Source organism: Pedobacter sp. SL55 (assembly GCF_026625705.1).
Lineage (GTDB): Bacteria > Bacteroidota > Bacteroidia > Sphingobacteriales > Sphingobacteriaceae > Pedobacter.
The window spans coordinates 3629598-3652088 of sequence record NZ_CP113059.1 but is presented as its reverse complement, the minus strand read 5'-3'; the positions used below and the strand labels follow the sequence as shown (position 1 = coordinate 3652088).

At 37.4% G+C, this 22491-nt stretch carries 21 protein-coding genes, 1 tRNA gene and 1 pseudogene; 9 read left to right on the top strand and 14 right to left on the bottom strand.

Annotation, left to right across the window (positions count from 1 at the left end; translation table 11 throughout):
• Positions 1 to 98: 98 nt before the first annotated feature.
• The 6 genes from OVA16_RS16310 to OVA16_RS16285 all read right to left on the bottom strand — a co-directional run bounded on the left by OVA16_RS16310 (position 99) and on the right by OVA16_RS16285 (position 4315).
• Entirely contained in the window at positions 99 to 1241 is a 1143-nt protein-coding gene (locus tag OVA16_RS16310; protein WP_267761589.1) for a chorismate mutase, read from the bottom strand.
• A 124-nt stretch (positions 1242 to 1365) separates the two neighbouring features.
• Complete coding sequence (locus tag OVA16_RS16305; RefSeq protein WP_267761587.1) at positions 1366 to 2199, bottom strand: prephenate dehydratase; 834 nt, start codon at positions 2197 to 2199, stop codon at positions 1366 to 1368.
• 258 nt (positions 2200 to 2457) lie between these two features.
• Positions 2458 to 2781: a type II toxin-antitoxin system RelE/ParE family toxin gene (locus OVA16_RS16300; protein WP_267761585.1), complete on the bottom strand. Its 324-nt coding sequence runs from the start codon at positions 2779 to 2781 to the stop codon at positions 2458 to 2460.
• Positions 2781 to 2972 (bottom strand): hypothetical protein, encoded by a 192-nt coding sequence (locus tag OVA16_RS16295; protein ID WP_267761583.1) that lies wholly within the window; start codon positions 2970 to 2972, stop codon positions 2781 to 2783. Before OVA16_RS16295 ends, OVA16_RS16300 begins: the two co-directional genes overlap by 1 nt.
• A gap of 79 nt (positions 2973 to 3051) precedes the next feature.
• Positions 3052 to 3978: a 3-dehydroquinate synthase gene (gene aroB / locus OVA16_RS16290; RefSeq protein ID WP_420712327.1), complete on the bottom strand. Its 927-nt coding sequence runs from the start codon at positions 3976 to 3978 to the stop codon at positions 3052 to 3054.
• Between the two features lie 130 nt (positions 3979 to 4108).
• Positions 4109 to 4315 carry an RNA-binding S4 domain-containing protein gene (locus OVA16_RS16285; RefSeq protein WP_267761581.1) on the bottom strand — a complete coding sequence of 69 codons (207 nt, stop codon included), beginning with the start codon at positions 4313 to 4315 and terminating at the stop codon, positions 4109 to 4111.
• 95 nt (positions 4316 to 4410) lie between these two features.
• On the opposite strand from OVA16_RS16285, the gene OVA16_RS16280 reads away from it, so the two are divergent.
• On the top strand, positions 4411 to 5595 hold the full coding sequence (locus OVA16_RS16280) for a proline dehydrogenase family protein (RefSeq protein ID WP_267761579.1): 1185 nt from the start codon (positions 4411 to 4413) through the stop codon (positions 5593 to 5595).
• 61 nt (positions 5596 to 5656) lie between these two features.
• On the opposite strand, the gene OVA16_RS16275 is transcribed toward OVA16_RS16280, so the two are convergent.
• From OVA16_RS16275 to OVA16_RS16265, 3 genes and pseudogenes are all read right to left on the bottom strand, one after another.
• Positions 5657 to 6304 (bottom strand): response regulator, encoded by a 648-nt coding sequence (locus OVA16_RS16275; protein WP_267761576.1) that lies wholly within the window; start codon positions 6302 to 6304, stop codon positions 5657 to 5659.
• A complete protein-coding gene (locus OVA16_RS20160; protein WP_420712350.1) occupies positions 6301 to 6741 on the bottom strand; it encodes a sensor histidine kinase in 441 nt (146 codons plus the stop codon). The genes OVA16_RS16275 and OVA16_RS20160 overlap by 4 nt, the downstream gene beginning before the upstream one ends.
• Positions 6730 to 8164: pseudogene (locus tag OVA16_RS16265) on the bottom strand (7TM-DISM domain-containing protein); the annotation flags it as partial. The gene OVA16_RS20160 and the pseudogene OVA16_RS16265, both read right to left, overlap by 12 nt.
• 395 nt (positions 8165 to 8559) lie before the next feature.
• Between OVA16_RS16265 and OVA16_RS16260 the strand changes: the two are divergent.
• Positions 8560 to 8766, top strand: coding sequence for a hypothetical protein (locus OVA16_RS16260; protein WP_267761573.1), 207 nt, complete (start codon positions 8560 to 8562; stop codon positions 8764 to 8766).
• Positions 8767 to 9481: 715 nt separating this feature from the next.
• Here OVA16_RS16260 and OVA16_RS16255 read toward each other — a convergent pair.
• The 4 genes from OVA16_RS16255 to OVA16_RS16240 all read right to left on the bottom strand — a co-directional run bounded on the left by OVA16_RS16255 (position 9482) and on the right by OVA16_RS16240 (position 13775).
• The gene (locus tag OVA16_RS16255; RefSeq protein WP_267761570.1) at positions 9482 to 9874 is read right to left on the bottom strand and encodes a GreA/GreB family elongation factor; all 393 of its coding nucleotides are present in this window, start codon (positions 9872 to 9874) and stop codon (positions 9482 to 9484) included.
• A 476-nt stretch (positions 9875 to 10350) separates the two neighbouring features.
• The gene (gene katG, locus OVA16_RS16250) at positions 10351 to 12624 is read right to left on the bottom strand and encodes a catalase/peroxidase HPI (RefSeq protein WP_267761567.1); all 2274 of its coding nucleotides are present in this window, start codon (positions 12622 to 12624) and stop codon (positions 10351 to 10353) included.
• 170 nt (positions 12625 to 12794) lie between these two features.
• Complete coding sequence (locus OVA16_RS16245; RefSeq protein ID WP_267761558.1) at positions 12795 to 13112, bottom strand: DUF962 domain-containing protein; 318 nt, start codon at positions 13110 to 13112, stop codon at positions 12795 to 12797.
• A 27-nt stretch (positions 13113 to 13139) separates the two neighbouring features.
• Positions 13140 to 13775 carry an HAD family hydrolase gene (locus OVA16_RS16240; protein WP_267761555.1) on the bottom strand — a complete coding sequence of 212 codons (636 nt, stop codon included), beginning with the start codon at positions 13773 to 13775 and terminating at the stop codon, positions 13140 to 13142.
• A gap of 67 nt (positions 13776 to 13842) precedes the next feature.
• Between OVA16_RS16240 and OVA16_RS16235 the strand changes: the two genes are divergently transcribed.
• From OVA16_RS16235 to OVA16_RS16220, 4 genes are all read left to right on the top strand, one after another.
• Positions 13843 to 13916 (top strand) — tRNA-Ile (locus OVA16_RS16235).
• A 128-nt stretch (positions 13917 to 14044) separates the two neighbouring features.
• Entirely contained in the window at positions 14045 to 16483 is a 2439-nt protein-coding gene (locus OVA16_RS16230) for an RHS repeat domain-containing protein (RefSeq protein ID WP_267761552.1), read from the top strand.
• Position 16484: 1 nt separating this feature from the next.
• Complete coding sequence (locus OVA16_RS16225; RefSeq protein ID WP_267761550.1) at positions 16485 to 16967, top strand: hypothetical protein; 483 nt, start codon at positions 16485 to 16487, stop codon at positions 16965 to 16967.
• A 167-nt stretch (positions 16968 to 17134) separates the two neighbouring features.
• A complete protein-coding gene (locus OVA16_RS16220) occupies positions 17135 to 17689 on the top strand; it encodes an REP-associated tyrosine transposase (protein WP_267761547.1) in 555 nt (184 codons plus the stop codon).
• A 201-nt stretch (positions 17690 to 17890) separates the two neighbouring features.
• On the opposite strand, the gene OVA16_RS16215 is transcribed toward OVA16_RS16220, so the two are convergent.
• Positions 17891 to 19480 (bottom strand): hypothetical protein, encoded by a 1590-nt coding sequence (locus OVA16_RS16215; RefSeq protein ID WP_267761544.1) that lies wholly within the window; start codon positions 19478 to 19480, stop codon positions 17891 to 17893.
• A 546-nt stretch (positions 19481 to 20026) separates the two neighbouring features.
• Here OVA16_RS16215 and OVA16_RS16210 point away from each other — a divergent pair.
• From OVA16_RS16210 to OVA16_RS16200, 3 genes are all read left to right on the top strand, one after another.
• Positions 20027 to 20524 carry a hypothetical protein gene (locus tag OVA16_RS16210; RefSeq protein ID WP_267761542.1) on the top strand — a complete coding sequence of 166 codons (498 nt, stop codon included), beginning with the start codon at positions 20027 to 20029 and terminating at the stop codon, positions 20522 to 20524.
• Positions 20525 to 20699: 175 nt separating this feature from the next.
• Positions 20700 to 21281, top strand: coding sequence for an RNA polymerase sigma factor (locus OVA16_RS16205; RefSeq protein WP_267761539.1), 582 nt, complete (start codon positions 20700 to 20702; stop codon positions 21279 to 21281).
• Between the two features lie 52 nt (positions 21282 to 21333).
• The gene (locus OVA16_RS16200; protein WP_267761537.1) at positions 21334 to 22455 is read left to right on the top strand and encodes a FecR family protein; all 1122 of its coding nucleotides are present in this window, start codon (positions 21334 to 21336) and stop codon (positions 22453 to 22455) included.
• The last annotated feature ends 36 nt before the right edge of the window (positions 22456 to 22491 follow it).

Sequence of the window (22491 nt, the reverse complement as noted above, 5' to 3'; positions counted from 1 at the left end):
AGTGCTTCGGTTAGAGATTTCTCACTGCACTTTGTTTCGTTCGAAATGACGGTTGGCCAAAATTAATATCCTAAAAAATAAGTAGTCTACTTAAAAAATTAAGCTTTTACTTCTGTGTGTTGCTCGGCGGCAATGCCTTCTTGTACTGCTTTGCCAGCATTCATGATTTCTGTTTGCTTGCGGATAGACTCGCCGTGTACCAATTCTAAAAATTTCTCGGTAAAAGGAACATCTAACTTCAGCGCTTTAGCGAAAGCTGTTCCTTTTTTAAGGATCTCGTCCCAACGGTTCACTTGTAAAATAGTTACTTGATTATCACGTTTGAACTCGCCAATTTTTTCTACTATGGCCATACGTTCGCCTAGTTTTTGTAACAATAAATCATCAATTTTATCGATTGATTTACGTAAATCAGCTAATTTATCTACAAATGCCTCGTTTGCAGATTCTGGTTCGCGTACCGTTAAACGATCCATTAATTCGCTTACAGCAGCAGGAGTTAATTGTTGTTTAGCATCTGTCCAGGCTACCGATGGGTCTAAGTGCGACTCGATCATTAAGCCTTGCATATCTAAGTCTAATGCTTTTTGAGAGATGTAAGGAATCAATTCACGGTTACCGCAAATATGACTTGGATCGTTGATGATTGGCAATTCAGGGCAAAGCGTTTTCAGCTGAATAGCCATCTCCCACATCGGTTCGTTACGGAAAGATGATTTTTCGAACGAAGAGAAACCACGGTGTATGGCACCAATTTTAGTGATACCCGCTTTGTTGATACGCTCGATAGCACCAATCCATAGTTGTAAATCTGGGTTTACTGGATTTTTAATCAATACAGGGATATCGTGTCCTTGCAATGCATCAGCAATTTCTTGAACTGTAAAAGGGTTCACTGTCGAACGAGCACCAATCCAAAGAATATCAACACCAGCAGCTAGCGCTTCTTCAACGTGTTTTGCATTAGCTACCTCAACCGCTGTAGGTAAACCAGTTTCTGCTTTAGCACGTTTTAACCACTCTAAACCAATGCTGCCAATACCTTCAAATTCTCCTGGACGAGTACGGGGTTTCCAGATACCAGCTCTTAAAACACTCACTTTACCTGTTGCGGCTAGCAAATGTGCTGTGGTTAATAACTGATCCTCAGTCTCTGCACTACAAGGCCCAGAGATTAATAAAGGTTGGTTGTTTGCCGTTAGCCAGTTTTCTAAAGGCTCAATGTTTAAATTTAGTTTCATTTTTTTGGATAATTTGTATTGTTGTTATTGTTAAATTGCTTTGTTGTTGTGAGGCTGGTCAACTGTTTAAATCGGTTAGTCGGTTAACTGTCGATTAACCTAATCTACAGTTTCAACAGTTAATCTATACCTTGTCGTTCTTCACATACTCGCCCATGATATTGAAGTTTACGGTGTATTTAAGAGCTCTTCTAATAGCGGTGTCGTAGTTCTCCATATTTTTCCATTCAATATCTACATAGAAATAGTATTCGTTTCGGCGACCCAAAACTGGCATAGATTGTATTTTTGTTAAGTTAACGTTTAGCTCTGCAAAAATTTGTAATACTTGACTTAGTGCGCCAACATGGTGCCCCACTTGGAAACAGATAGATGCTTTATTTATTCCTTTTTCAGTAACCATTTTTCTTTTTTGTAGGATTAAGAAACGGGTAAAGTTCTTTTTATTAGATTCTATTCTTCTTTCGATAATGTTTAAGCCATAGGTTTCGGCAGCTAAAGCATTGGCTATGGCTACCGTATCTTTCAGTTGCCCATCTTTGATTTTTTTGGCACAAGCAGCGGTATCATTACCCTCAATTACTTGAATTTGAGGAAACTCTTCGAAAAAATCTACACACTGTCTAATAGCAATTGGGTGCGAGGTAGCAATTTTAATGTCTTCAAACTTCACTCCTGGTAAAGCAAGCAAGTGCAACTGAATTGGCAGGTATACTTCGCCCACAACGGCAAAGTTAAATTCGCGAATTAGTGTGTAGTTAGGTAATAGACCACCTGCAATAGAGTTTTCTATGGCCATTACTACATAGTCTGCTTTGTCATCGTCCAACACATCGCAGGTTTGTTTAAAGGAGTTGCATTCAACGGTTTCGATATCTCTACCAAAAAATTTAAATGCCGCTTCTTCGTGGAATGATGCTTTGATGCCTTGTATCGCTACCTTTGTTTTTGTTTTCATAATTGCGTTAAACAAAAAAAGGTCCTGACTTTTTAGCCAGGACCTTTTTGTATGTTTTAAAATATCTTTGTTATACTTTAAGCATATTAGTCCTGGCTCTTACTAAAGTAGTAAAAGTAACCAAACCAATATGTAGTGTTGAAATTCATTTTTGCTTTCTGGTGTCAAATGTACACCAACAAATTTAATTTGTCAATAGTTAAATGAAAATAATTTTATTTTGCCGTTTTTGAACCAAATAACGAAACGGTATTTTGGTTAGCTTTCTTTAATTATTTTTATGATGTCTTGCTTGGAAATAGTAGTTTCCTCAGATTTATCATAAATATAAATCATATTGATTTGGTTTTCAATACAATGATAAGTGATTACTCTATATCCACCGCTTTTACCTTTCCCTTTGCTTTTTATTGCTAATCTAATTTTGAAAACTCCATTACCTAAATCTGTGCCTAACTTTGGATTTAAACTTAAATCTTTCTCCAAGTTTTGTAGATCGTTAACTAATGAGGCATGCTTTTTCTTTAATTGTTTTGCTTTTTTAATGAAAATCGATGAATAAACAAATTCAATTAAAGCCATCAGATATCATTTAAAGAGAAACCTTTTAATTTGCCTTCCTTAATTAATTTAGCTTCTTGTAACCCTGTTTTAATGTTATTCAATAATTCGTCTTTTTTTGATGACTTTATAACTTTTCCGTTAATCCTTTTTATTACCTGTAAAAGGAAATCGGTATCTTTTTCGTCTACTTGTATAGTCAGTGTTGTCATTTATTTTAACTCCTTATTTAATCAAAGATAATAAAACAAATAGCGTAATACAATCTCCAAAACAATATTTAGGATAGTATTACAAACTATTATAATAAGTTAAACTACTAAAGATGTCCTCTTTAGTTACTTTACAATTGAAAACGCACTTGCCAATTTGGTCTAATAAGGAGAACATAATGAAACCATCTTCGTTCTTTTTATCACTTTGCATTAATGCCATTAAATCATCAAAACTTTCTGGTTTAATGTGGTATTTTGGATAAAGTGATAAGATGTAGCCCGCTATTTCTGTTAGCTCTTCTTGCGATAGGTTGCAATATTTAACTGATAAGTATGCTTCGCAAACCATACCAATAGCAATTGCTTCGCCATGGGTAAGTGGTTTTTTATCATTTACTAATGCATAACCTTCTACGGCATGACCGATGGTGTGGCCGTAGTTTAAAATTTTCCGCAAACCTCTTTCAAACGGATCTGCCAATACCACATCGTTTTTAATTTTTACAGAGTGATAAATGGCTGCTGCGCTGATGTTGGTATAATCGCTGTCTTTAAGCTCTTGGTAATAAGTGGCATCGGCAATTAAGCCGTGTTTAATCATTTCTGCAAAGCCAGACAATAACTCACGTTGTGGCAAAGTTTGCAAAAATGTATTTTCTATAAATACCGCTTGTGGTAAGCTAAAAGTGCCCACCATATTTTTCACATTATCAATATCGATACCCGTTTTACCACCTACAGAAGCATCAACCTGCGAAAGTAGGGTAGTGGGAATATTAATAAAATCAATGCCTCTTTTGTAGGTAGATGCTATAAAACCGCCCATATCGGTAATTACACCGCCACCCAAATTAATCATCAAACATTTGCGATCTGCTTCAAAATCCAATAAAGTTTTCCAAATGCCAATGCAAAAATCAATGTTCTTGTTTTCTTCTCCCGGATCAGTTTCTATAATGTCGAAGTTGTCGAGTTCTGGCAAAAAATCCCTAAAAACAGGCAAACAAATTTCTGCGGTATTAGAGTCGGCAAATACAAATACCTTGCTGTATTTTTTTCTGCCAAAATATCGTTTAAAGGAGCTAATCCACTTTCGAAGTGGATGAAATGATCATTATTTTTTAAGGCTTGCATTAAATTACTTCTATTGTTTTGCTCAGAAATTCAACTTTGTCGCCAACACGTACTTTTAAGCGCTTGCGGTCTTCGGTAACACCGTTTACTTTAACAAGTCCTTCTTCTACAATGGTTTGTGCTTCGCCACCACTTTGAACCAATGATGTAGCTTTTAACAAGGCAATTAATGGGATAAATTCCCCTTCTAGTTTAAATTGTATCATGACGTTGCGAATTTACGATTATTTGAAAGTCTTTCGTGTTAAGATGCCCAGTTATTTATATTTTTGCAGCGTTCTGACTAAAATTGTTTATAAAAATGGATGCTTTTTCCAAGCAAAAAATAGACTTCAATAATACTGAGGTCGCATTCGCTCATAAATCTAATGCCGAATTGAAGCAAGCGTATTGGCTTTTCAAAATAATTGGAAGCAACTTTTTAACCAAAGTGGGGCCGCCTGTAGCTAATTTTATGCTTAACATTGGTTTGCCAATTAAAGGGGCCATTAAAGCCACCATATTTAAACAGTTTTGCGGTGGCGAAACCATTGCAGAATGTGAGCACACTATTGAGCAACTGCACCAAGGCAAAGTGGGTACAATTTTGGACTATTCGGTAGAAGGCGAGGATGAAGAGGCAGTTTTTGATTTTACTTGCGAAGAAATTATTAGAACTATTGAGCGTGCAGATGGCGACCCGAGAATTCCGATTACAGTTTTTAAAGTAACTGGAATAGGACGATTTGCTTTGCTAGAAAAGCTCGATGCTAAACAACAGCTTACTGACACAGAAACTGCCGAGTTTGAAAGAGTGAAAAATCGTTGCGAGAAAATTTGTAGTACTGCGTTTGAAAGAAAAGTACCTGTGATGATTGATGCTGAGGAAACTTGGATACAAGATACGATTGACCTGCTAGCTATAGAAATGATGATGAAGTTCAACAAAGAGCAGCTCATCGTTTTCAATACTTATCAAATTTACCGTCACGATAAGTTAGCTGGTTTAGAGGCCGACTATTTAATTGCCAAAGAAGCAGGTTTTATTTTAGGTGCTAAGTTGGTTCGTGGCGCTTATATGGAAAAGGAACGCAAACGTGCCGAAGAGAAAGGATATCTATCGCCGATACAACCAGATAAAGCTGCAACAGACAAAGATTATAACCTTGCATTACGTTTCTGTGTAGAACATATTGATAGGATTGGTTTTGTTTGTGGTACACACAATGAAGAAAGTAGCCGTTTGCTAACCGAACTGATTGACAAGAAGGGAATTGCGCACCATCATCCTCATGTTTATTTTGCACAATTGTTGGGGATGAGCGATAATTTAAGTTTTAATTTATCTAGTGCTGGTTATAATGTAACCAAATATGTGCCTTATGGGCCTATTAAAGCCGTAATGCCGTACCTATTTAGAAGAGCACAAGAAAACACTTCGGTAGCAGGGCAAACGGGTAGGGAATTATCTTTAATTAGCAGAGAAAAGGCTAGGAGGGGGATTTAGGTTTAGGTAAAGTAACAAGGAGCAAGGAATAAAAACTGCAGGTATCATCTTTGTTCTTTGTTCATTGGTCTTTTAGCCATCCCTTGGAAACTGCCAAATTCATAATTTCAGAGGTTCTTTTTAGCCCTAATTTTTTAAGGATGTTTCTGCGGTGGGTACTTACGGTTGCAGCGCTTATAAAAAGTTTATCTCCAATTTCGTTGCTAGATTTACCTATAGCCATAAGCAGTAGAATATCATATTCACGTTTGGTAAGTAAGTATTCTTTCATAAAATCATCCATAAAATAAGCCGTTTCTTTTTTTTGAATGGCTGAGGTAATGTTTTCGAATAATAGATTACCATTAGCTACCTGACGTATGGCAGCAACCAAATCGTTAATAGAGCCATTTTTTAATAGGTAACCATCTGCTCCTTTTTGCTGCACTTCTTTAATAATGTGGTTGGCACTGTAGTTAGAAAGTACTAAAATTTTAACATTGTTTGCTGTTGCTTTTACTTTCTCTATTACCTGCAAGCCATCTACTTGCGGCATGTTTAAATCAAGTAAAAGCACATCTGGCTTGTTCAAAAAAATATCATTTAAAACCTTTTTTCCGTTGTTAGCAGTGCCAATAATCTCTATATAAGCGTAATCGCTTAAAGCAGAAATAAGACCGTCTATCAAAAGCTGGTGGTCATCGGCTATATAGATTTTTATATTGTTCATTTGTTTATGTTTTGGTTAGGGAGCTCAATGTTAATTAGTGTACCGTTGCCTGGTGTTTCAATCTCAATTGTTCCTTTTAAATAACTTACTTTCGAAAATATACTGTTCATTTCAGAACCTTTTGGGTTTTTCAACCGTTCTGGTGTTAGTCCAAGTCCGTTATCTTCGGCCATAATTACTATTATATCTTCATGCTCTATCAGCTGAATAATTGCATTGGTAGCTTCTGCATGTTTAATTATATTTTGCAGTAATTCTTGTATAATGCGATAAATGCTGTTTAGGTAATTTGTAGGATAGTTTTCGGTTTGCTCAAACCCCATGCAAACCAATTCTATATATATCTTATCTGTTTGGTTAATGCTGGCTACCAAACTTTCTAATGCTTTTACGAAACCAATTTTATCTATCGTAACCGGACTAATTTGGTGGCTCATGGTACGTACCGTATCTGCTACCTGTGTTAGCATCTGATCTGCCTGTAACAGTTTGTCTTCGCTTTTTTCGGTAGTAGCGATACTGCTTTTCTTTAAACTGTTAAGATGCAAGGCAACTACAGATAGCATAGCGCCAATCTCGTCATGTAGCCTATCTGCGAATATTTTTCGTTCCTTTTCTTGTACGTTTACAATAGTTTCGGTTAGTGTTTTTTGCTGTTCACTTTTTTCGAATAATAAAACTTCACGCTCTTTTCTATACCTGTTAAATTTTTGTGCCAAACCATAAATAAGAATAGATGCTTCTATTACCAAACCACCTAAAAGTGCAAATTGGGCTACATAGTAGTTTAACATTACTGTGCCATACATATATAGCTGTTCTGCAAACCCGCAAAATGCCAACACCAAATAAGCAATTAAATAGAACTTTGCTTCTTTAACGCCCTTGCGTATTTTACCAATAACACTTGCAAAAAGTAGCAGTATTTGAATACTGGAAACCACGGTTAGCATGCTTTGAACATATTTTGCCGTGATTATAGAATTTTCGTAAGGTGTTGGATAAAGTATAAATAATAAAAAGATGATAGCTATAACCTGTAATGCTTTGTTTGGATAAAATAAGAGGTTATTTTTTGTTTGCCCTATAAAAAGCTGCATAAACTGTATGCTAAATACAATGTTTAGCAAAAGAGAGATTGGCCTTGCCCTACTTGGAAAAAAGCTGCTGTTATACCAAAAGTTACTCAAAGCCCAAGCCTTTGTTGCTCCATATCCATAACAGTAAAGATCCAATGTATAAAGCGTAAAAGAGGTATATTTTTTTATAAGTGCTTATCCAGAGTGTTAAACTAAAAAAAATCATCATAACAATGGTTCCTGACAATATTCCGTTGATCAGGTTTCCTTTGATGTATCTGTCTGCCAGTTCTTCATATTTCACAATGTTGATGGGAGCTTGTAGGCTTTCTTTCCTTTTATCTACGCGTAAAAGATAAATGCCATCAATTTGCTTCATAGGGAAAGCGAAATTAGTAAACTCGGGATATGGACGTTGTTTGAATGGGTAAAAATCGCCAGTTTGGTACAATAATTTTTCTTTTTCTAATTCATTAAGCTGATACCACGATAACCTATTGATGTGTGGGTTATCTATAGTTAATAGCCATTGCGACTGGTTTGGTAAAAACTGTGGTTTAACAGCCAGCCAAAAAACCGACTCGGTATAGCCAGGATTAAAAGACGGTAGTAAAAGGGTTTTAAATTTTTTTTGATGATATTGGAGTACTACCTCCGATAAATTTAGGCTGGCAGTGGTATCTTCAAATAAGCTAAATGCTATTTTGGGAGAGGTTTGGGTTTTTCCAATCAAAGAGACCAAACAGCATGTCCACAACAAAAAAGCAAATTTAATTTTCATCTTTAGCGTAAAAAAAAACTGCCTAAATATAAGGATTTGTAGTTATTCTTAAAGGTTGTGGTGTATCTAGTGCTTTCACTATCTTAAAGCAGTTGGTTTTGTATTGTCTAAATGGTGGGCAATGTTTTAGATGAAAGTGAATAGAGGAAAGAGTAAAAGTCAAATAATAAAGACTTTGAGGTAAGTTTTGCTGCCTTGCTTTAACTTTACAGGGTTATTTTACAATAAAATAACCTACAGCCAACCAAACCAAGCCTTTAACTAAGAAGAATAAAAATCCCCAAAAACCTAGTTTTGTTACATTTACCATAGAGAAAGGGTTTGTTTTTTTGTACCTCAAATGTAACGATGAGTTAAAACTTTTCTTTCTCCTTTTTTAAACGTTCAGGACGCTATTGAATTGTTACCTAAAAAAAGAATCATTTAACTTGCACTCTGAGTTTGATTTAAACTATATGTTTTTTAAGGAGCTAGAATGGACTGAACTTATTATGGCTTTGGAAAACGAATTTGATATTGAAATAAATGATGCAGATGCAGAGAGGTTAACTATTGGTAGTTATGGTAATTTAGTTGATTATGCTTCAAGAAAAGCTTGTTAGTAATACTTTTTTGCGATGTATGATTTTATCTCTAGTTAACAAAGAGACAATATTGCTTTAGCCGTACATCCAAATGGAACACTTTACTTTGCGCATGGCGATGCTAATGGCTTAAAAGTTCAAACATTTAATAATGACACTCAAAACTGGAACCCAGCAAAAACAATTCAAACAGGTGTGCCTGATAAAATTACAATGCGTATATCGGAAGAGGGTATTCCGTACATTGCTACAGTAACCGATACAAAAATAAAAGTGTTTAAATACGACATCCCTTAATTAATATGAATTGGAATAGAAAATAGCAAGTAGAACCAAATACTTGATTATTTGACTAAAGAGCAAGGAGTAAAGAGCAACGATTAGGTGTGAAATCTTTATTCCTTGCTCTTTGCTCTTTTATCTAACTACTTGACAATAAAATAACCTACAGCTAACCAAACCAAGCCTTTCACTAAGAAAAACATAAAGCCCCAAAAGCCAAGTTTTTTAATCCACTTTTTTAGTTTTTCTGCTCGTTCCGTTTTCATCACTTGAAGGTTAATTATTTGAAATCATAATTGCACGTTGGCGATAACGCCAACGCTAGAAAGTCAAAATTCATAATTACACATTGGCGAATATGCCAATGCTAAAAAGTGAACCGTCCATGCCGTCACCCTGAATTTATTTCAAGGTCGGTTAGCCAAGATTAAGCCCATAACTCACTTTAAATCTAATGCTCGTTTTCGGCAAGTTTCCTTACCGAGATAATTTTAAATTCTTTAATTCCATCAGGCATTTCCCAGTTAATTAGGTCGCCGGTTTGGTAACCCCATAATGCAATGCTAATTGGCGCAAAGATAGATACTTTTTGTTGTTTGATGTTCGCATCTTTAGGTAGAACTAATTTAAAAACAAAAGTTTGACTGTTATCTGTGCTTTCTATTTTGGCTTCGGTGTAAAGCGAAACCACATCTGTAGGCAGCTTGTCGTCATCGAATATTTTAGCATTTTTAACTTCTTCTCTTAAACGAGATTTGTTATAATCGCTCATAACGGCTTTTTCTAAGTGCTCGTTTAAAAATTTGTAATCGCTTTTAGACAATAAAATTGACTTTGTTTCCATTGAAATGAAAATTAAATGAATAAATAACCCAACGCATACACGTTTAAGGCATTAAATTAAATTCGTAGGTGGTTATTCCCCGAGATCTTTAAAAAGAAAAATGCTGAAATCGGGGTTTAGCTAATAAAATCCTTGCTTTGGTTTAAAGCAATCGGATTAATAATGATGCTAAACAATACTGTTGATAGAAGAGCAAAAGATAATACAATATCCTTCTCCTTTTTTAAGAAGCCGATGAGTAATTGATATGTCGATTTTTTGCACATTAAGCAAATATGCTTTTGTTGGAGGAGAAAAGCAAAAAGAAAAGATTTTGTTACAATTTGAAGACTATATGTTAGACTGATGCTGAAATAAATTCAGCATGACGAAACGTTAATTAATCGCCACCCTAAATTTATTTCAGGGTCAGTTTTATGAAGCAAAAAAGGTTACGACAAACGTAACCTTTAATTAAATATTATAACAATGATCTCTTACACCAAATCAAATCTATCCAAGTTCATCACTTTGTTCCAAGCAGCTACAAAATCATTTACGAATTTTTGTTTGGCATCTGCGCTGGCATATACTTCTGCAATAGCCCTTAGCTCTGCATTAGAGCCAAAAACCAAATCGGCACGGGTGGCGGTCCATTTGGTTGCTCCTGTAGTTCGATCTTGTCCCTCATAAAGCTCTCTATCATTGTCAGTAGCTTTCCAAGCGGTATTCATATCTAATAAATTCACAAAGAAATCGTTGGTAAGTTTGCTCGGTGTTTGCGTTAAAATACCGTGGCTAGAGCCATCGAAATTTGCATTTAAGGCCCTCAAACCTCCAACTAGCGCTGTCATTTCGGGAGCAGTTAATGTTAATAATTGTGCCTTATCAACCAATAATTCTTCTGTAGAAGAGGCTGTGCGCCCTTTTTTATAATTGCGGAAACCATCAGCAATAGGTTCCATAAAAGCGAACGAAGCTACTTCTGTTTGGTCTTGCGAGGCATCTGTACGGCCGGGGATGAATGGAACTTTGGTATTTAGTCCTGCATCAGTAGTTGCTTTTTCTACAGCTGCAACGCCACCTAAAACAATTAAATCGGCTAAAGAAACTTTTTTGCCATCTGTTTGGCTTTCATTAAACTGCTTTTGTATGCGCTCTAGCGCACTTAATACTTTGTCTAGCTGCGCTGGATTATTTGCCTGCCAATATCTCTGCGGAGTTAAGCGGATACGTGCACCGTTTGCTCCGCCACGTTTATCGCCACCGCGGAAAGTAGATGCCGAAGCCCAAGCTGTAGAAACCAACTCGCCAATAGAGAGGCCGGTTGCCAAAATTTTTCCCTTTAAGGTTTCAGTATCATTTTCATCAATTAATGGATGATTAACCGCTGGAACAGGATCTTGCCAAATTAGTTCTTCTGCAGGTACTTCCGGGCCAAGATAACGGAATTTTGGCCCCATATCACGATGGGTTAATTTAAACCAAGCACGGGCAAAGGCATCTGCAAAAGCATCAGGGTTTGCTAAAAAGCGTCTAGATATTTTCTCATAAGCCGGGTCGAACCTTAAAGAAAGATCGGTAGTTAGCATGGTAGGTTTATGCTTTTTAGCGGTGTCAAAAGCATCAGGAATAATTTCTTGATCAGTTTTTGCTACCCATTGGTGTGCACCTCCAGGGCTTTTAGTTAACTCCCATTCGAAACCAAATAAATTTTCGAAGAAGTTATTGCTCCATTGTGTAGGCGTGGTTGTCCATGTTACTTCTAAACCGCTGGTAATGGTATCGGCGCCCTTGCCTGTGCCAAAAGTATTGTTCCAGCCAAAGCCTTGTTCTGCTAAATCGGCAGCTTCTGGTTCTTTACCTACATGATCAGAAGTAGCGGCACCATGCGTTTTACCAAAGGTGTGTCCGCCAGCAATTAGCGCTACGGTTTCTTCATCATCCATCGCCATACGGGCAAAGGTTTCTCTAATATCTCTGGCCGCCGCAATAGGATCGGGGTTGCCATTTGGTCCTTCTGGGTTTACATAAATTAAGCCCATGTGAGCCGCTGCCAGTGGTTTTTCTAAATCTTGGGAGTGTTTTTGTCCGTTCGCATCATCATCAGAAACTACTACGCCAGATCCCGTTACGCCTTCTGCTCCGCTAGAATAACGTTCTTCGTTACCCAGCCAAGTGGTTTCAGAACCCCAATACACGTCTTCGCTAGCTTCCCAAACATCTTCGCGTCCACCTGCAAATCCAAAGGTTTTAAAACCCATCGATTCTAAAGCTACATTTCCGGTTAAGATCATTAAATCTGCCCAAGAAATTTTGTTGCCATATTTTTGTTTGATAGGCCATAATAGGCGGCGAGCTTTATCTAAACTTACGTTATCTGGCCAGCTATTTAACGGAGCAAAACGCTGCTGACCTTGCCCTGCGCCTCCACGACCATCGCCTACACGGTAGGTGCCAGCGCTGTGCCAAGCCATACGGATAAACAACCCTCCATAATGACCAAAATCTGCTGGCCACCAATCTTGCGAGTCGGTCATCAGTGCATGCAGATCTTTCTTTAAACTTTCGTAATCTAAGCTATTAAAAGCCGCTGCGTAATCAAAATCTTTACCCATTGGGTTAGATAAAGAAGAGTGTTGGCGTAAGATATTTAGCTTGAGCTGTTTTGGCCACCAATCTCTATTTCTGGTACCGCTGCCGCCGGCATTACTTTTCATACTACCATTGTGAAATGGGCATTTGCTGATGTCTTGAGAGTTATTTTCCATGCTTAATTAATTTTAGTGATCGAAGTACAATAAATCTTTTGGTCTAACACCTATATAAAACATTTTAAGCTGTCTTTGTTTGTGGTGTTTTTACCTTATGGTTTGTCTAAAGGTACGAGGGTTTTAGCAGGATACCAAAGTGCTTTTATCTATAGGTTGATAGGTAAAAGCTATTTCGCTCTAAAAGATTGCTTGCCATTTAGTAAATCCCAAAATAATAGGAAATCGCTAGCCAAGCTGTAAGCAGGATATTGAAAGGTGGCAGGTTTGTTTTTTTCGAAAAAGAAATGCCCTACCCAGGCAAAGCCATATCCTAAAAAAGGAACAGCTATCAAAAAACGCCAGTCATGAAATAAAATTCCACCAATTAAGCAAACTACTACCAACGCGGTACCTACAAAATGAAGAATACGGCTAGTGGTATTTTGATGTTCGCTTAAATAAAAAGGATAAAACTCTTGTAGCGATTTGTATTTTTTGACACTCATTGTTTTAATGTTTTACCCTTAAATATACTATAATAATTTGTGATGGATTAAAAAATCACGCAGTTTCTCGGGGTGTACGTCCATTAATAAAGTATTTAAACCAGCCTTTTTTGCGCCTTCTATATGCTGTGGACTATCATCAATAAATACGGTTTCTTTTGGATTGAGGCTGTTTTCTTTAAGTACCATCTCAAAAATTTCTACATTGGGCTTTCGCATTGAAGTATCTTGAGAAAAGTAAGCTTTTTCGAAAAAATCATCGTAATTATTAGATCCAAAATCTTTTTGCAGATAGGCAATGATCCAATCGTAATGAATTTTATTGTTATTGCTTAACAGGAATGTACGATATTTTTGTTTTACTTCTAACAGCACATCATGATTGTTACCTGATACGCCAAGCAAAAGGCTGTTCCATGCATCATCTATCTGTTGGTCTGTAAGGTCCAATTTATTGGCTGCTTTTCTAATTCCATCCCTAAACTGGGCAGGAGAGAGGCTACCTGTTTCAAAATCATCAAATAATTGATTATGCCCTTTGTGGGCAAAGAATTGTGTAACGTTAGGGATACCTAATTGTGACAGAGCGTTTTGCGTTTTCAAGAAATCGATAGCGAATATTACATTGCCGTAATCGAAGATAATATTTTTAATTTTTTCCATTTTTGTGTTCCAAAATTCGTTGCAAATATGTAACATTGCACTCGCAAAAACAAAATACGTTTTTGATGGGCCATTAGCTCAGTTGGTTAGAGTAGAAGACTCATAATCTTTTGGTCGATGGTTCGAGCCCATCATGGCCCACAAAGCTTCTCATGAAAATGGGGAGCTTTTTTTATGTGAAATAGCCTGGTACTGCCGCCATTAATGCTTCTTATTATAGCTATGATATTGCGGGAAACGTAAAAACACTCTATCAGCAGATAGCTGGTTTGGGTACTAAGAAGCTAGATTATGAATACGATCTGGTAAGTGGCAAAGTAAATTTCTTGGCCTATCAGCACGGAAATAATGATGCCTTTTACTATAAATACAATTACGACGCAGAAAACCGATTGACCGAAGCCTGGTCGGCGCTTTCTGCCAATATAGATGCCAGAGGTTTTGGTAGTAGTTTGGGTGCAAACAAACGTTTAGATGCTACCTATCGTTATTACCTGCATGGCCCATTGGCCCGTATGGAACTTGGGAACGAAGAAAACAAGGTACAGGGCATTGACTATGCCTATACCCTACAAGGATGGCTAAAAGGAGTAAACAGTACCAACCTTAACCCTAACATAGATATGGGCCGTGATGGCTCTGCTACAAGTACCATTGGTAAAGATGCCTATAGCTACACACTGCACTATTACGGGCAAAATGATTATGTGCCTATTGGTACATTTTATAACAGTACACGCCCGTTTTTTGGTGGTTATACAGCCAACGAATTTAAACCACTTTATAACGGCAACATAGCTATGATGGGCGTTAACATCCCTAAAGTAGGCCCAGCATTACAGTACGCCTACAGGTACGACCAGCTTAACCGGATTACCCAAACTACCACTTATGAGGGGCTTAACTCCACTTCCAATATTTGGACACCCAATAAGCTAGAAGATTTTAGAGAGAATTTTGCCTACGATGCCAATGGTAATATTTTAACCTTACAGCGAAAGGGCAACAATACTTTTGCCGGTATGCCATTAAATATGGATAACCTGAAGTATTCGTACTACTACATAAAAGCGGATGGAACCAAGGGCACCTATCGTCCATCAGAAGATGCGGTTCCAAGTGATGCCGTTGCCTTTACCAACCAGCTTTCTGGTGTAGCTGATACACAAGATAATACCAATAACTATCCAAATGATATAGACCACCAAACCCCAACGAACTATGTTTACGACCGTATCGGTAACTTGATTAAAGATCGGAAAGAGGGACTGGTAAGCATTGACTGGAACGTATATGGCAAAATCAAAAGCATTGGCAAAGATTTAAATGGCGACCAAACCATAGATAAGACCATTGCTTACCAATATGATGCCTCGGGCAACCGTGTTGGCAAAACCTACGATGGTACTTCTACCTATTATGTACGCGATGCCCAGGGCAATACTCTGGCAGTATACGATAAACAAGATAGCAACCCTTTGTATTGGCGTGAGCAACAACTTTATGGCAGTAGCCGTTTGGGTATGTGGAAACCAAATGTTATTTTAGCTACGGGAAATGCCCAACAGGTCTGGAATGACGTGGGCAATAAGTTCTTTGAACTCAGTAACCATTTGGGTAACGTACTGGCCGTAATAAGTGACAAGCGTGTACCTCTTACAGGTGGTGGTTACGAAGCTGAAGTAGTAAGTGCCAATGATTATTATGCCTTTGGTGGCCAAATGCCAGGAAGAAATTTTAACTTAGGGGGCAGTTACCGTTATGGATTTAACGGCAAGGAGAATGATAATGAGGTTGGTAAGGGAGAGGGAGGCCAGCAGGACTATGGAATGAGGATCTACAATCCGAGGATTGGTAAGTTCTTGAGTGTGAATCCTCTAACTAGAGAATACGCTGCCTTGACACCATATCAATTTTCTAGTAACAATCCTATCGCTATGATAGATGTTGATGGCTTAGAGGGGACTCCTTTTCAGATAGCCCAAGCCGTATCCTCTAATAGGGCTTATGAAGCGGACCTGCATAAAAAAGATCCTAAAAATGCAGATGCGATAATAAGACAGCATAATATTGATGCATTTTTGTTTGTTGGTGGTGCTTTAACAGGCGGAGCAGGAAGATTGGCAACTATATTTTGGGATGGTGTAATGCTTTTTGGCGGCTACAAAATAGCTAAAGGGGCAATAAAGAAAGATTCAGATCAAACTATGGAGGGGGTTCGTATAGTTGCAGGTGCTGCCATGGGGGAAATTCTTTCAGCTACTATTGGACTGGTAATTAAATCTGGCAAGCCTGTTATTCTCGATTTTTTTGGCGGCCAAAAATCTAATATCAAAGGAGCCTTAAATGTGGATCCTGTGGCAGAGGCTGGATTTAAAGGTACTATTGAAGAGTTTGTGCAAGTGGCCAAAAAAAACAATATAACAGGCAAAGTTGATAAAATTGTTGCTAATAATCCGTTTGGTTATTCAGATTATATTGCTGATGCCTCTCAATTGCTAAAAAAAGGAGGGACAATTACAGTTCGAGGAACAGAATCCAATAAGTATTTTAATCAGATACTAAAAGGAACGGCGGAGGGGCTCGAAAATTTTGAAGTTTTAAAATCGAAAGCATTAATTAGTGAAGCTGAAAAGAAACTTATGAAAACAACAACTGGAAAGCCTATAACAGGAGATGTTTACGAGGTAATTTTAAAAAAGAAATAATATGAAATTTAGTTTTAACGAATCTTTTGATTTTATAAATACATCCGAATCTTTTTTTAAGGACTATTTGCTGAACGATGATAAGATGTTAATGCCTTATGTTAATTTGACTATAATGGATGGGCATCCATTAAATAAAACTGGCATAGATGTTCAATTAAATTATGGATATATGGTTTTTACCGGAGTGGTCTTAGTAAAAAGAAACAAATCATGGATATATGATAAATCACAGTTTAGATATGGTAAATATAAATTTTTTGATGTAGGCGGGACAAATATTGACTCTGGAGAAAATGAAGATTTAAAAATACTGTGTGAAACAGGTTACTTACAAGTAGGTCATGATGCAGTGATAGAAAGCAAATTTTGGATACCTATTGAAACACCTAATTATTGTGTAAATCTTAATGCCACTTATCTAAAGTATTTTTTTGGCTTCAAGATGTTACCAATTGAGCTGGAGAAGATATTTTTAAAGTAATAGTTTATTTTCCCTCCTTGACGTAAGGTTTGTGTTTCGGCGTGAGCGCTTAGATTAGTTGTACCCTAATGGCGCAAGTCTTGTGAATAGGTTTGAGGGTTGGCTGACTTGTGCTAGGTTAGCAATAGCTTGGTTTAATCTATGTTAAGTCTTATCTTTAAGACTAGATGAGCATCAAGTATAAGTTTAGCAATCCAGAAGGACTTTATTTTGTAACCTTTGCGGTGGTAGGTTGGATAGATGTATTTACAAGGGTTGTCTATAAGGATATACTGATAGAAATATTTGCTTATTGTATAAAAGAGAAGGGTTTAAGGATACATAGCTATGTCATCATGAGCAATCATGTACATATGATTATCAGTGCCAATGTAGGTAGCCGTTTAGCGCATATCATGAGAGATATGAAAAAATATGCTGCTTATCGGATATTAAAAGAAATAAGGGCGAACATTGTAGAGAGCAGGAGAGATTGGATGTTATTTCTATTTGCAAAGGCAGGAAAAGGCAATAGTAACAATACCCATTATCAGTTTTGGCAACACGATAACCATCCAATAGAATTAGATCTCCATAATACTCGTGTTTTACAACAGAAGTTAGCTTATATCCATCAAAACCCAGTAAAGGCGGGCTTGGTAAGCATGGCATCATCATACATCTATAGTAGTGCCATAGATTATGAAGGTGGCAGGGGAGTTTTAAAGATAATGTTATTGTAGATCATAGAAGCACAAGTCGGGCTCTGACTCGACCTTAGGCGCTAAGACTTGCGCTAAAGTGGGTTTATAGTAGTGCAAGAGATTATGCAGGAGAGAAAGGCCTGTTGGAAATAAAGTTTTTGGAATAGGCCTAAGCGTCCGCTTAGGCCAGAGGAGAGAAGTTCCTAAAAACTGTATCTCCCAACGATTCTACAATCAAATCTATTTCACTTCAAGTAATCCGATTAATTCTTTGCGTCCGTTTATGGCATAAAATGCCAATTGGTTAGCAGACATTTTGATCGAAGCATTTACGGCCGGAATAAGCGGTGTCTGTTTTCTGTCGATGATGATTTTCCTAGATACGTTGCCTTGGGCATCTATAATAGCCATGGCCAAGTTTGCATCAACTGATCCTAAAAGTTTTCTGCCACCTATTCCAAAATTTGTCTTTTTGGGTTTAGAAGCGATATCCTGTTTTAAATTGTCACTGGCATCGTTATAAAAAACCAATAGCTTGTCTTTGTACACCAAAGTGTTAAAGCTAGATACATGATCGAGATCTGCCACATCCTGGGATTTTGGAATTCTCGTAATCAACTTTTCTCCGTTAGCTTTAATGTTGATATCGATGATATTGCCGTGTACAAATATCAATGCGCTCGGTCTTGAGCTTGCCCTTGGGTCTGACCCAACTGTAAAACCGGTAGGGGTAAGTCTGCCTTTGGTAAACTCAAGCAAGAAATCGCGGTCGCCATTTTCTCGGGTTTCCATCTTCACAAACTTAAAGTAGGGGCTTAATCCGCCATCTTTTTTGTTGTTGCTACCCTGTTCATCTTTTTCCATGCTTTGGAGCAGCGTAGCCGCAAACTCGCCAGTATTTGTGGTTTCGGCCTTATTATCAGTTACCTTAAAAACAGCGTAGCCATTGATATTCCCTTCGGGTTTTTGTTGGTATAATCCAAATAAGGTCAATTCGTTTTTTTCCTCTTTAGCTAGGGCTATAGAGTGGATAAATCTATCGCCAGTATTCAATGGTAGTTCTTTTTGGGTCGTTTCCCCTTTATCAAACCATAATAGCTTGGTGCTATAAGCGGGTAATTTCTTTCCACCTTGTGTAATATGCTCATTTGGTGTTCCCTTATCAAAATGCTTCACTAAAAGTACTACCCTGCCATCGTTGGTTATGCTTTCGTTAAGCACTACCATATCTTTGCCTTTATTGGGTAAGTCTATAGTTTTATCCCATAGTTTTTTCATTGCTTCATTATAAACGCCTAGGTAATATTTTCCAGTTCCAGAGCGATCATTTGGAGCGCCTGTTACCAGCAACTTGGTAGAGTCCGCAGAAAGTTGATATTTGAAAATGGGCTGTTGAGCCTCCTTATCGGCAGCTAGGCTAATGAGGTTGGTGTTTTCTCCCTTGTTTTTAAAAGAATTGATGTCTAAGGCCTGGCAATAGAAGCCTGTACTTTTAAGTTTTTTGTCATACATATTGGTAAAAAAGTAGAGGTGGTCCTTAGTGGTAAGTATACCGCTAGATTTTGTTTCTTTATCGGCTATAGAGATGGACTGCTGGTTAGTCTCTTTCAATTCTTTATTGTGCACCGTAATTTTTGGTATTAGGGATATGCCCCCGCTAAATGTGGGTACAAGGCTTAGCTTAAAGATTTGACCTTCGCTGCCGCGGGCAAGCGAGTTAGAGGTAGAACCCATTCCGCTGTCGGTACTCCATAATAAATTTACCTGTTGTGCTTGGGTAAATGAAACTGAGGCAAGCGCCACAGCCGAGAGGATTAATTTTTTGAGCATGATGATGTTTTTGTTACTAAGATAATACTTTAGCGATGAATCTGGCTTTTGTGATCAGAAAAATTTTGGAGTTGCTGTGACCGATAGCAATATTAATGTTTTGATAGATGCGGCGTTTATTCAGTTATTCTTTTAAGTTGTTAATTTAGATTAAATTTTCTAAATTAGATCAACCATTTAAACTATCTCTCATTCATGAAAAAAATTATCGTTCTCCTGCTTTGCCTTTTGGTAGGGCTTGTTTCGCAGGTAAGCCATGCCCAAATCACGCCTACAGTAAATAACCGCTCGGGCTTAATTTTTAGCGTGTAATTAGTTATTTTCTTTGCTATTTGAATAGCCGTTTACACTCATCGTTCTCTCGGTTAAAAATAAAAGTCTTAATAATAAAACAAACTAAACATGACGCTCATAAAAACTAAGCTATTCTTATCTTTTTTACTACTATGCAGCACAATCAAGGTCTTTTAACAAGACATAGTCATCAATAAAATTTATAACTCTGGGATCACCAGTCCGCAGGGCCAAAACGATGTAATAGAACTATTGGTTACCAAAGATTTTACAGATGCAAGAGGTTTGATCATTAAGGATTTTACAGGCTGTACCGCTAGTGCTACTGAGCTCACAGCCAGTGGTGGAAAGTTCCAATTTAATAATATTGCATTTTGGCGTACACTAAAGGCCAGTACTTTGATTGTAATTAGAGTACAATATACCATGTCGGGGTATGTGGAAGATACAGATGCTACAGATAAAATACTTGACTTAAGATTAGAAAATTCTAATTACTTTACTAATGTTGGTGGACAGCCTTTTAATGTACAGAATTTTGATATGGTTTTGTTGAAACAAGGCGGGGCTGCCGGAGTAGCTAATGGTATTCATGCAGCCGCTTTTGGTATTCCTTTGACTAATAATACTTTCTCAGCGGTCAACTGCCCAAAAATGTGCACCGATAAGATATCTCCCACAGGTGGTATGCTGTTCGCAAAAAATAGTACAGAAACCATTGCAGATTTCAATGGAGAGGATGTTGAATAGAAAAGTTTTGCGTCAATCAAATCCCGTAGTTGGATATAAAAATTGCAATTACTGTGAGATACAGTCGTTTTCCTGTTAGTCCGAAAACCTTTCTTATCTATTGCGGATTAAGCTTGTAATTTTAAACAATCTTTTATAATATTGTCGGCAACCAACTCTCCCCCAAATTTAAGCTATGAACATCGGTTATTCTTCATACACACTTGAAGAACTTCTTTTGCGTATAAAAGAAGATGACCAACGTGCGTTCGATGAACTCTATTCTAGGACCTGGAAACAGCTTTACATCAAAACCTACAGCAAATTAAAAATCGAAGATCTTTCAAAAGATATCGTTCAAGAGGTTTTTGTAGACTTTTGGAACAAACGTCATGCAAGGGATATCCAAAATGTGCAGGCTTATTTAATGCAAGCCGTAAAATTTAAGGTGCTGGACGAGTTTCGTAAATCCCGCTACGAATTTGTAGAGCTGGATAATTTTATCGAGCAGATCAGAGATAGCAACGATGCCGATTCGCAATTGATCTCAAAAGAATTTTTTACAGCGCTCAAAGCTTGGACAGAAACACTTCCTGCAAAACGAAGAGAAATCTTTAAGTTGAAATATGAAGAAGGTCTAAGCAATAAGGAAATTGCCGAGCGGTTAGATGTTTCTGTTAAAACTGTTCAGAACCAATTGCTTAACTCCTCGGCTGAGCTGAAGCTTTTACTGCGTACTGCACTATTTACACATTTTTTACTTTTTTTTGGGAGTTAAGTAAGCTTTCTACGACTACTAGTTAAAGGGAACCAAATAAACCTAAACTTGTATGTCCAAAAAATCTATTAGAAATAGGTTTTTATCAACCATAGATAAATACTTAAGAGGGAAATCTACTCCTGAACAAAATACGCTCGTCGATTATTTTTACGACTCCATTCCCGATGAGAACATTTCGGAAGAGAAGCTTGCCATGATCGGCGCAGATATCAAAAGTAATATTGATCAAGATATTTCGACCAATGTAGTGAAACTACAACCTCGTCGTTATACTTTCCTAAAAATTGCTTCTTGCTTTGTGTTGTTGGGCATAGCCTCAACTTATGTTGTACAAAAATATTTTATTACTAAGGAAAGCAATTATGCTTTGGCAAAAAATGAAAAAAACTCTCCAATAATTGTGCTTAGAGATGGAGAAAGTTACGATCTGCAAGACACGATGTTCAGCAGGCTCACACAGCGAGTGACAGACAAAGGCGAGAAGGTTTTTCTACTGCCAGCAGATTTTGGAAGCGATCGCACGAGCATCAACCAGATTAAAAATCCCAGTGACCGAATTTTTGCTTTCCAACTGCACGATGGAACCAAAGCATGGTTAAATCCTCATTCGACCTTGGAAATTTTACCAGTTACGGCCGGTAAGCGTATGGTCAAAATCGAGGGAACGGTGTTATTTGATGTTCAAAAAGTGAAAACTGCGGATAGCTATATGCCTTTTGTAGTGAAAACTGCACTCCAAACTATAGAAGTATTGGGTACCAAATTCATCGTCAATTCTTTTGATAAAGTGAACGAAGATGTACTCCTGTTAGAGGGCAAAGTGAAATTGACACACAATAATTTCCAGACAGCGGTCATCCTCAAGCCAGATCAAAAGGCTTCATTGCGCAGTACAGATCCTAAAATCCTCATTACCAAAGCTACCGATGGCTACAAGGTAGAAGCTTGGCATAAAGGCCTGTTCTATTTTGAAAATGAGAAAATGGAAGAGGTGATGGAGGAAATGGCCCAATGGTACGGCGAAGAGATTGTAGTTAGCAAAAACATCAGGCATATTCCAATTACTGGTATGATCAGTAGGTACGATAGTGTAGACCAAGCACTGAAGATGATTGAGCTAACCAATAATGTAAAATATACCAGGAGCGGTAGTAAAATTTATGTGAAGTAAGTTTTGTGCTCGGTTCCAAACGAATAATCAAGAATA

Bases quoted from the DNA above. Each gene is read 5' to 3' on its own strand.
- OVA16_RS16310 (WP_267761589.1), bottom strand. From the start codon at position 1,241: ATGAAACTAAATTTAAACATTGAGCCTTTAGAAAACTGGCTAACGGCA.
- OVA16_RS16305 (WP_267761587.1), bottom strand. From the start codon at position 2,199: ATGAAAACAAAAACAAAGGTAGCGATACAAGGCATCAAAGCATCATTC.
- OVA16_RS16300 (WP_267761585.1), bottom strand. From the start codon at position 2,781: ATGGCTTTAATTGAATTTGTTTATTCATCGATTTTCATTAAAAAAGCA.
- OVA16_RS16295 (WP_267761583.1), bottom strand. From the start codon at position 2,972: ATGACAACACTGACTATACAAGTAGACGAAAAAGATACCGATTTCCTT.
- OVA16_RS16285 (WP_267761581.1), bottom strand. From the start codon at position 4,315: ATGATACAATTTAAACTAGAAGGGGAATTTATCCCATTAATTGCCTTG.
- OVA16_RS16280 (WP_267761579.1), top strand. From the start codon at position 4,411: ATGGATGCTTTTTCCAAGCAAAAAATAGACTTCAATAATACTGAGGTC.
- OVA16_RS16275 (WP_267761576.1), bottom strand. From the start codon at position 6,304: ATGAACAATATAAAAATCTATATAGCCGATGACCACCAGCTTTTGATA.
- OVA16_RS20160 (WP_420712350.1), bottom strand. From the start codon at position 6,741: ATGAGCCACCAAATTAGTCCGGTTACGATAGATAAAATTGGTTTCGTA.
- OVA16_RS16255 (WP_267761570.1), bottom strand. From the start codon at position 9,874: ATGGAAACAAAGTCAATTTTATTGTCTAAAAGCGATTACAAATTTTTA.
- katG (WP_267761567.1), bottom strand. From the start codon at position 12,624: ATGGAAAATAACTCTCAAGACATCAGCAAATGCCCATTTCACAATGGT.
- OVA16_RS16245 (WP_267761558.1), bottom strand. From the start codon at position 13,112: ATGAGTGTCAAAAAATACAAATCGCTACAAGAGTTTTATCCTTTTTAT.
- OVA16_RS16240 (WP_267761555.1), bottom strand. From the start codon at position 13,775: ATGGAAAAAATTAAAAATATTATCTTCGATTACGGCAATGTAATATTC.
- OVA16_RS16225 (WP_267761550.1), top strand. From the start codon at position 16,485: ATGAAATTTAGTTTTAACGAATCTTTTGATTTTATAAATACATCCGAA.
- OVA16_RS16220 (WP_267761547.1), top strand. From the start codon at position 17,135: ATGAGCATCAAGTATAAGTTTAGCAATCCAGAAGGACTTTATTTTGTA.
- OVA16_RS16215 (WP_267761544.1), bottom strand. From the start codon at position 19,480: ATGCTCAAAAAATTAATCCTCTCGGCTGTGGCGCTTGCCTCAGTTTCA.
- OVA16_RS16205 (WP_267761539.1), top strand. From the start codon at position 20,700: ATGAACATCGGTTATTCTTCATACACACTTGAAGAACTTCTTTTGCGT.
- OVA16_RS16200 (WP_267761537.1), top strand. From the start codon at position 21,334: ATGTCCAAAAAATCTATTAGAAATAGGTTTTTATCAACCATAGATAAA.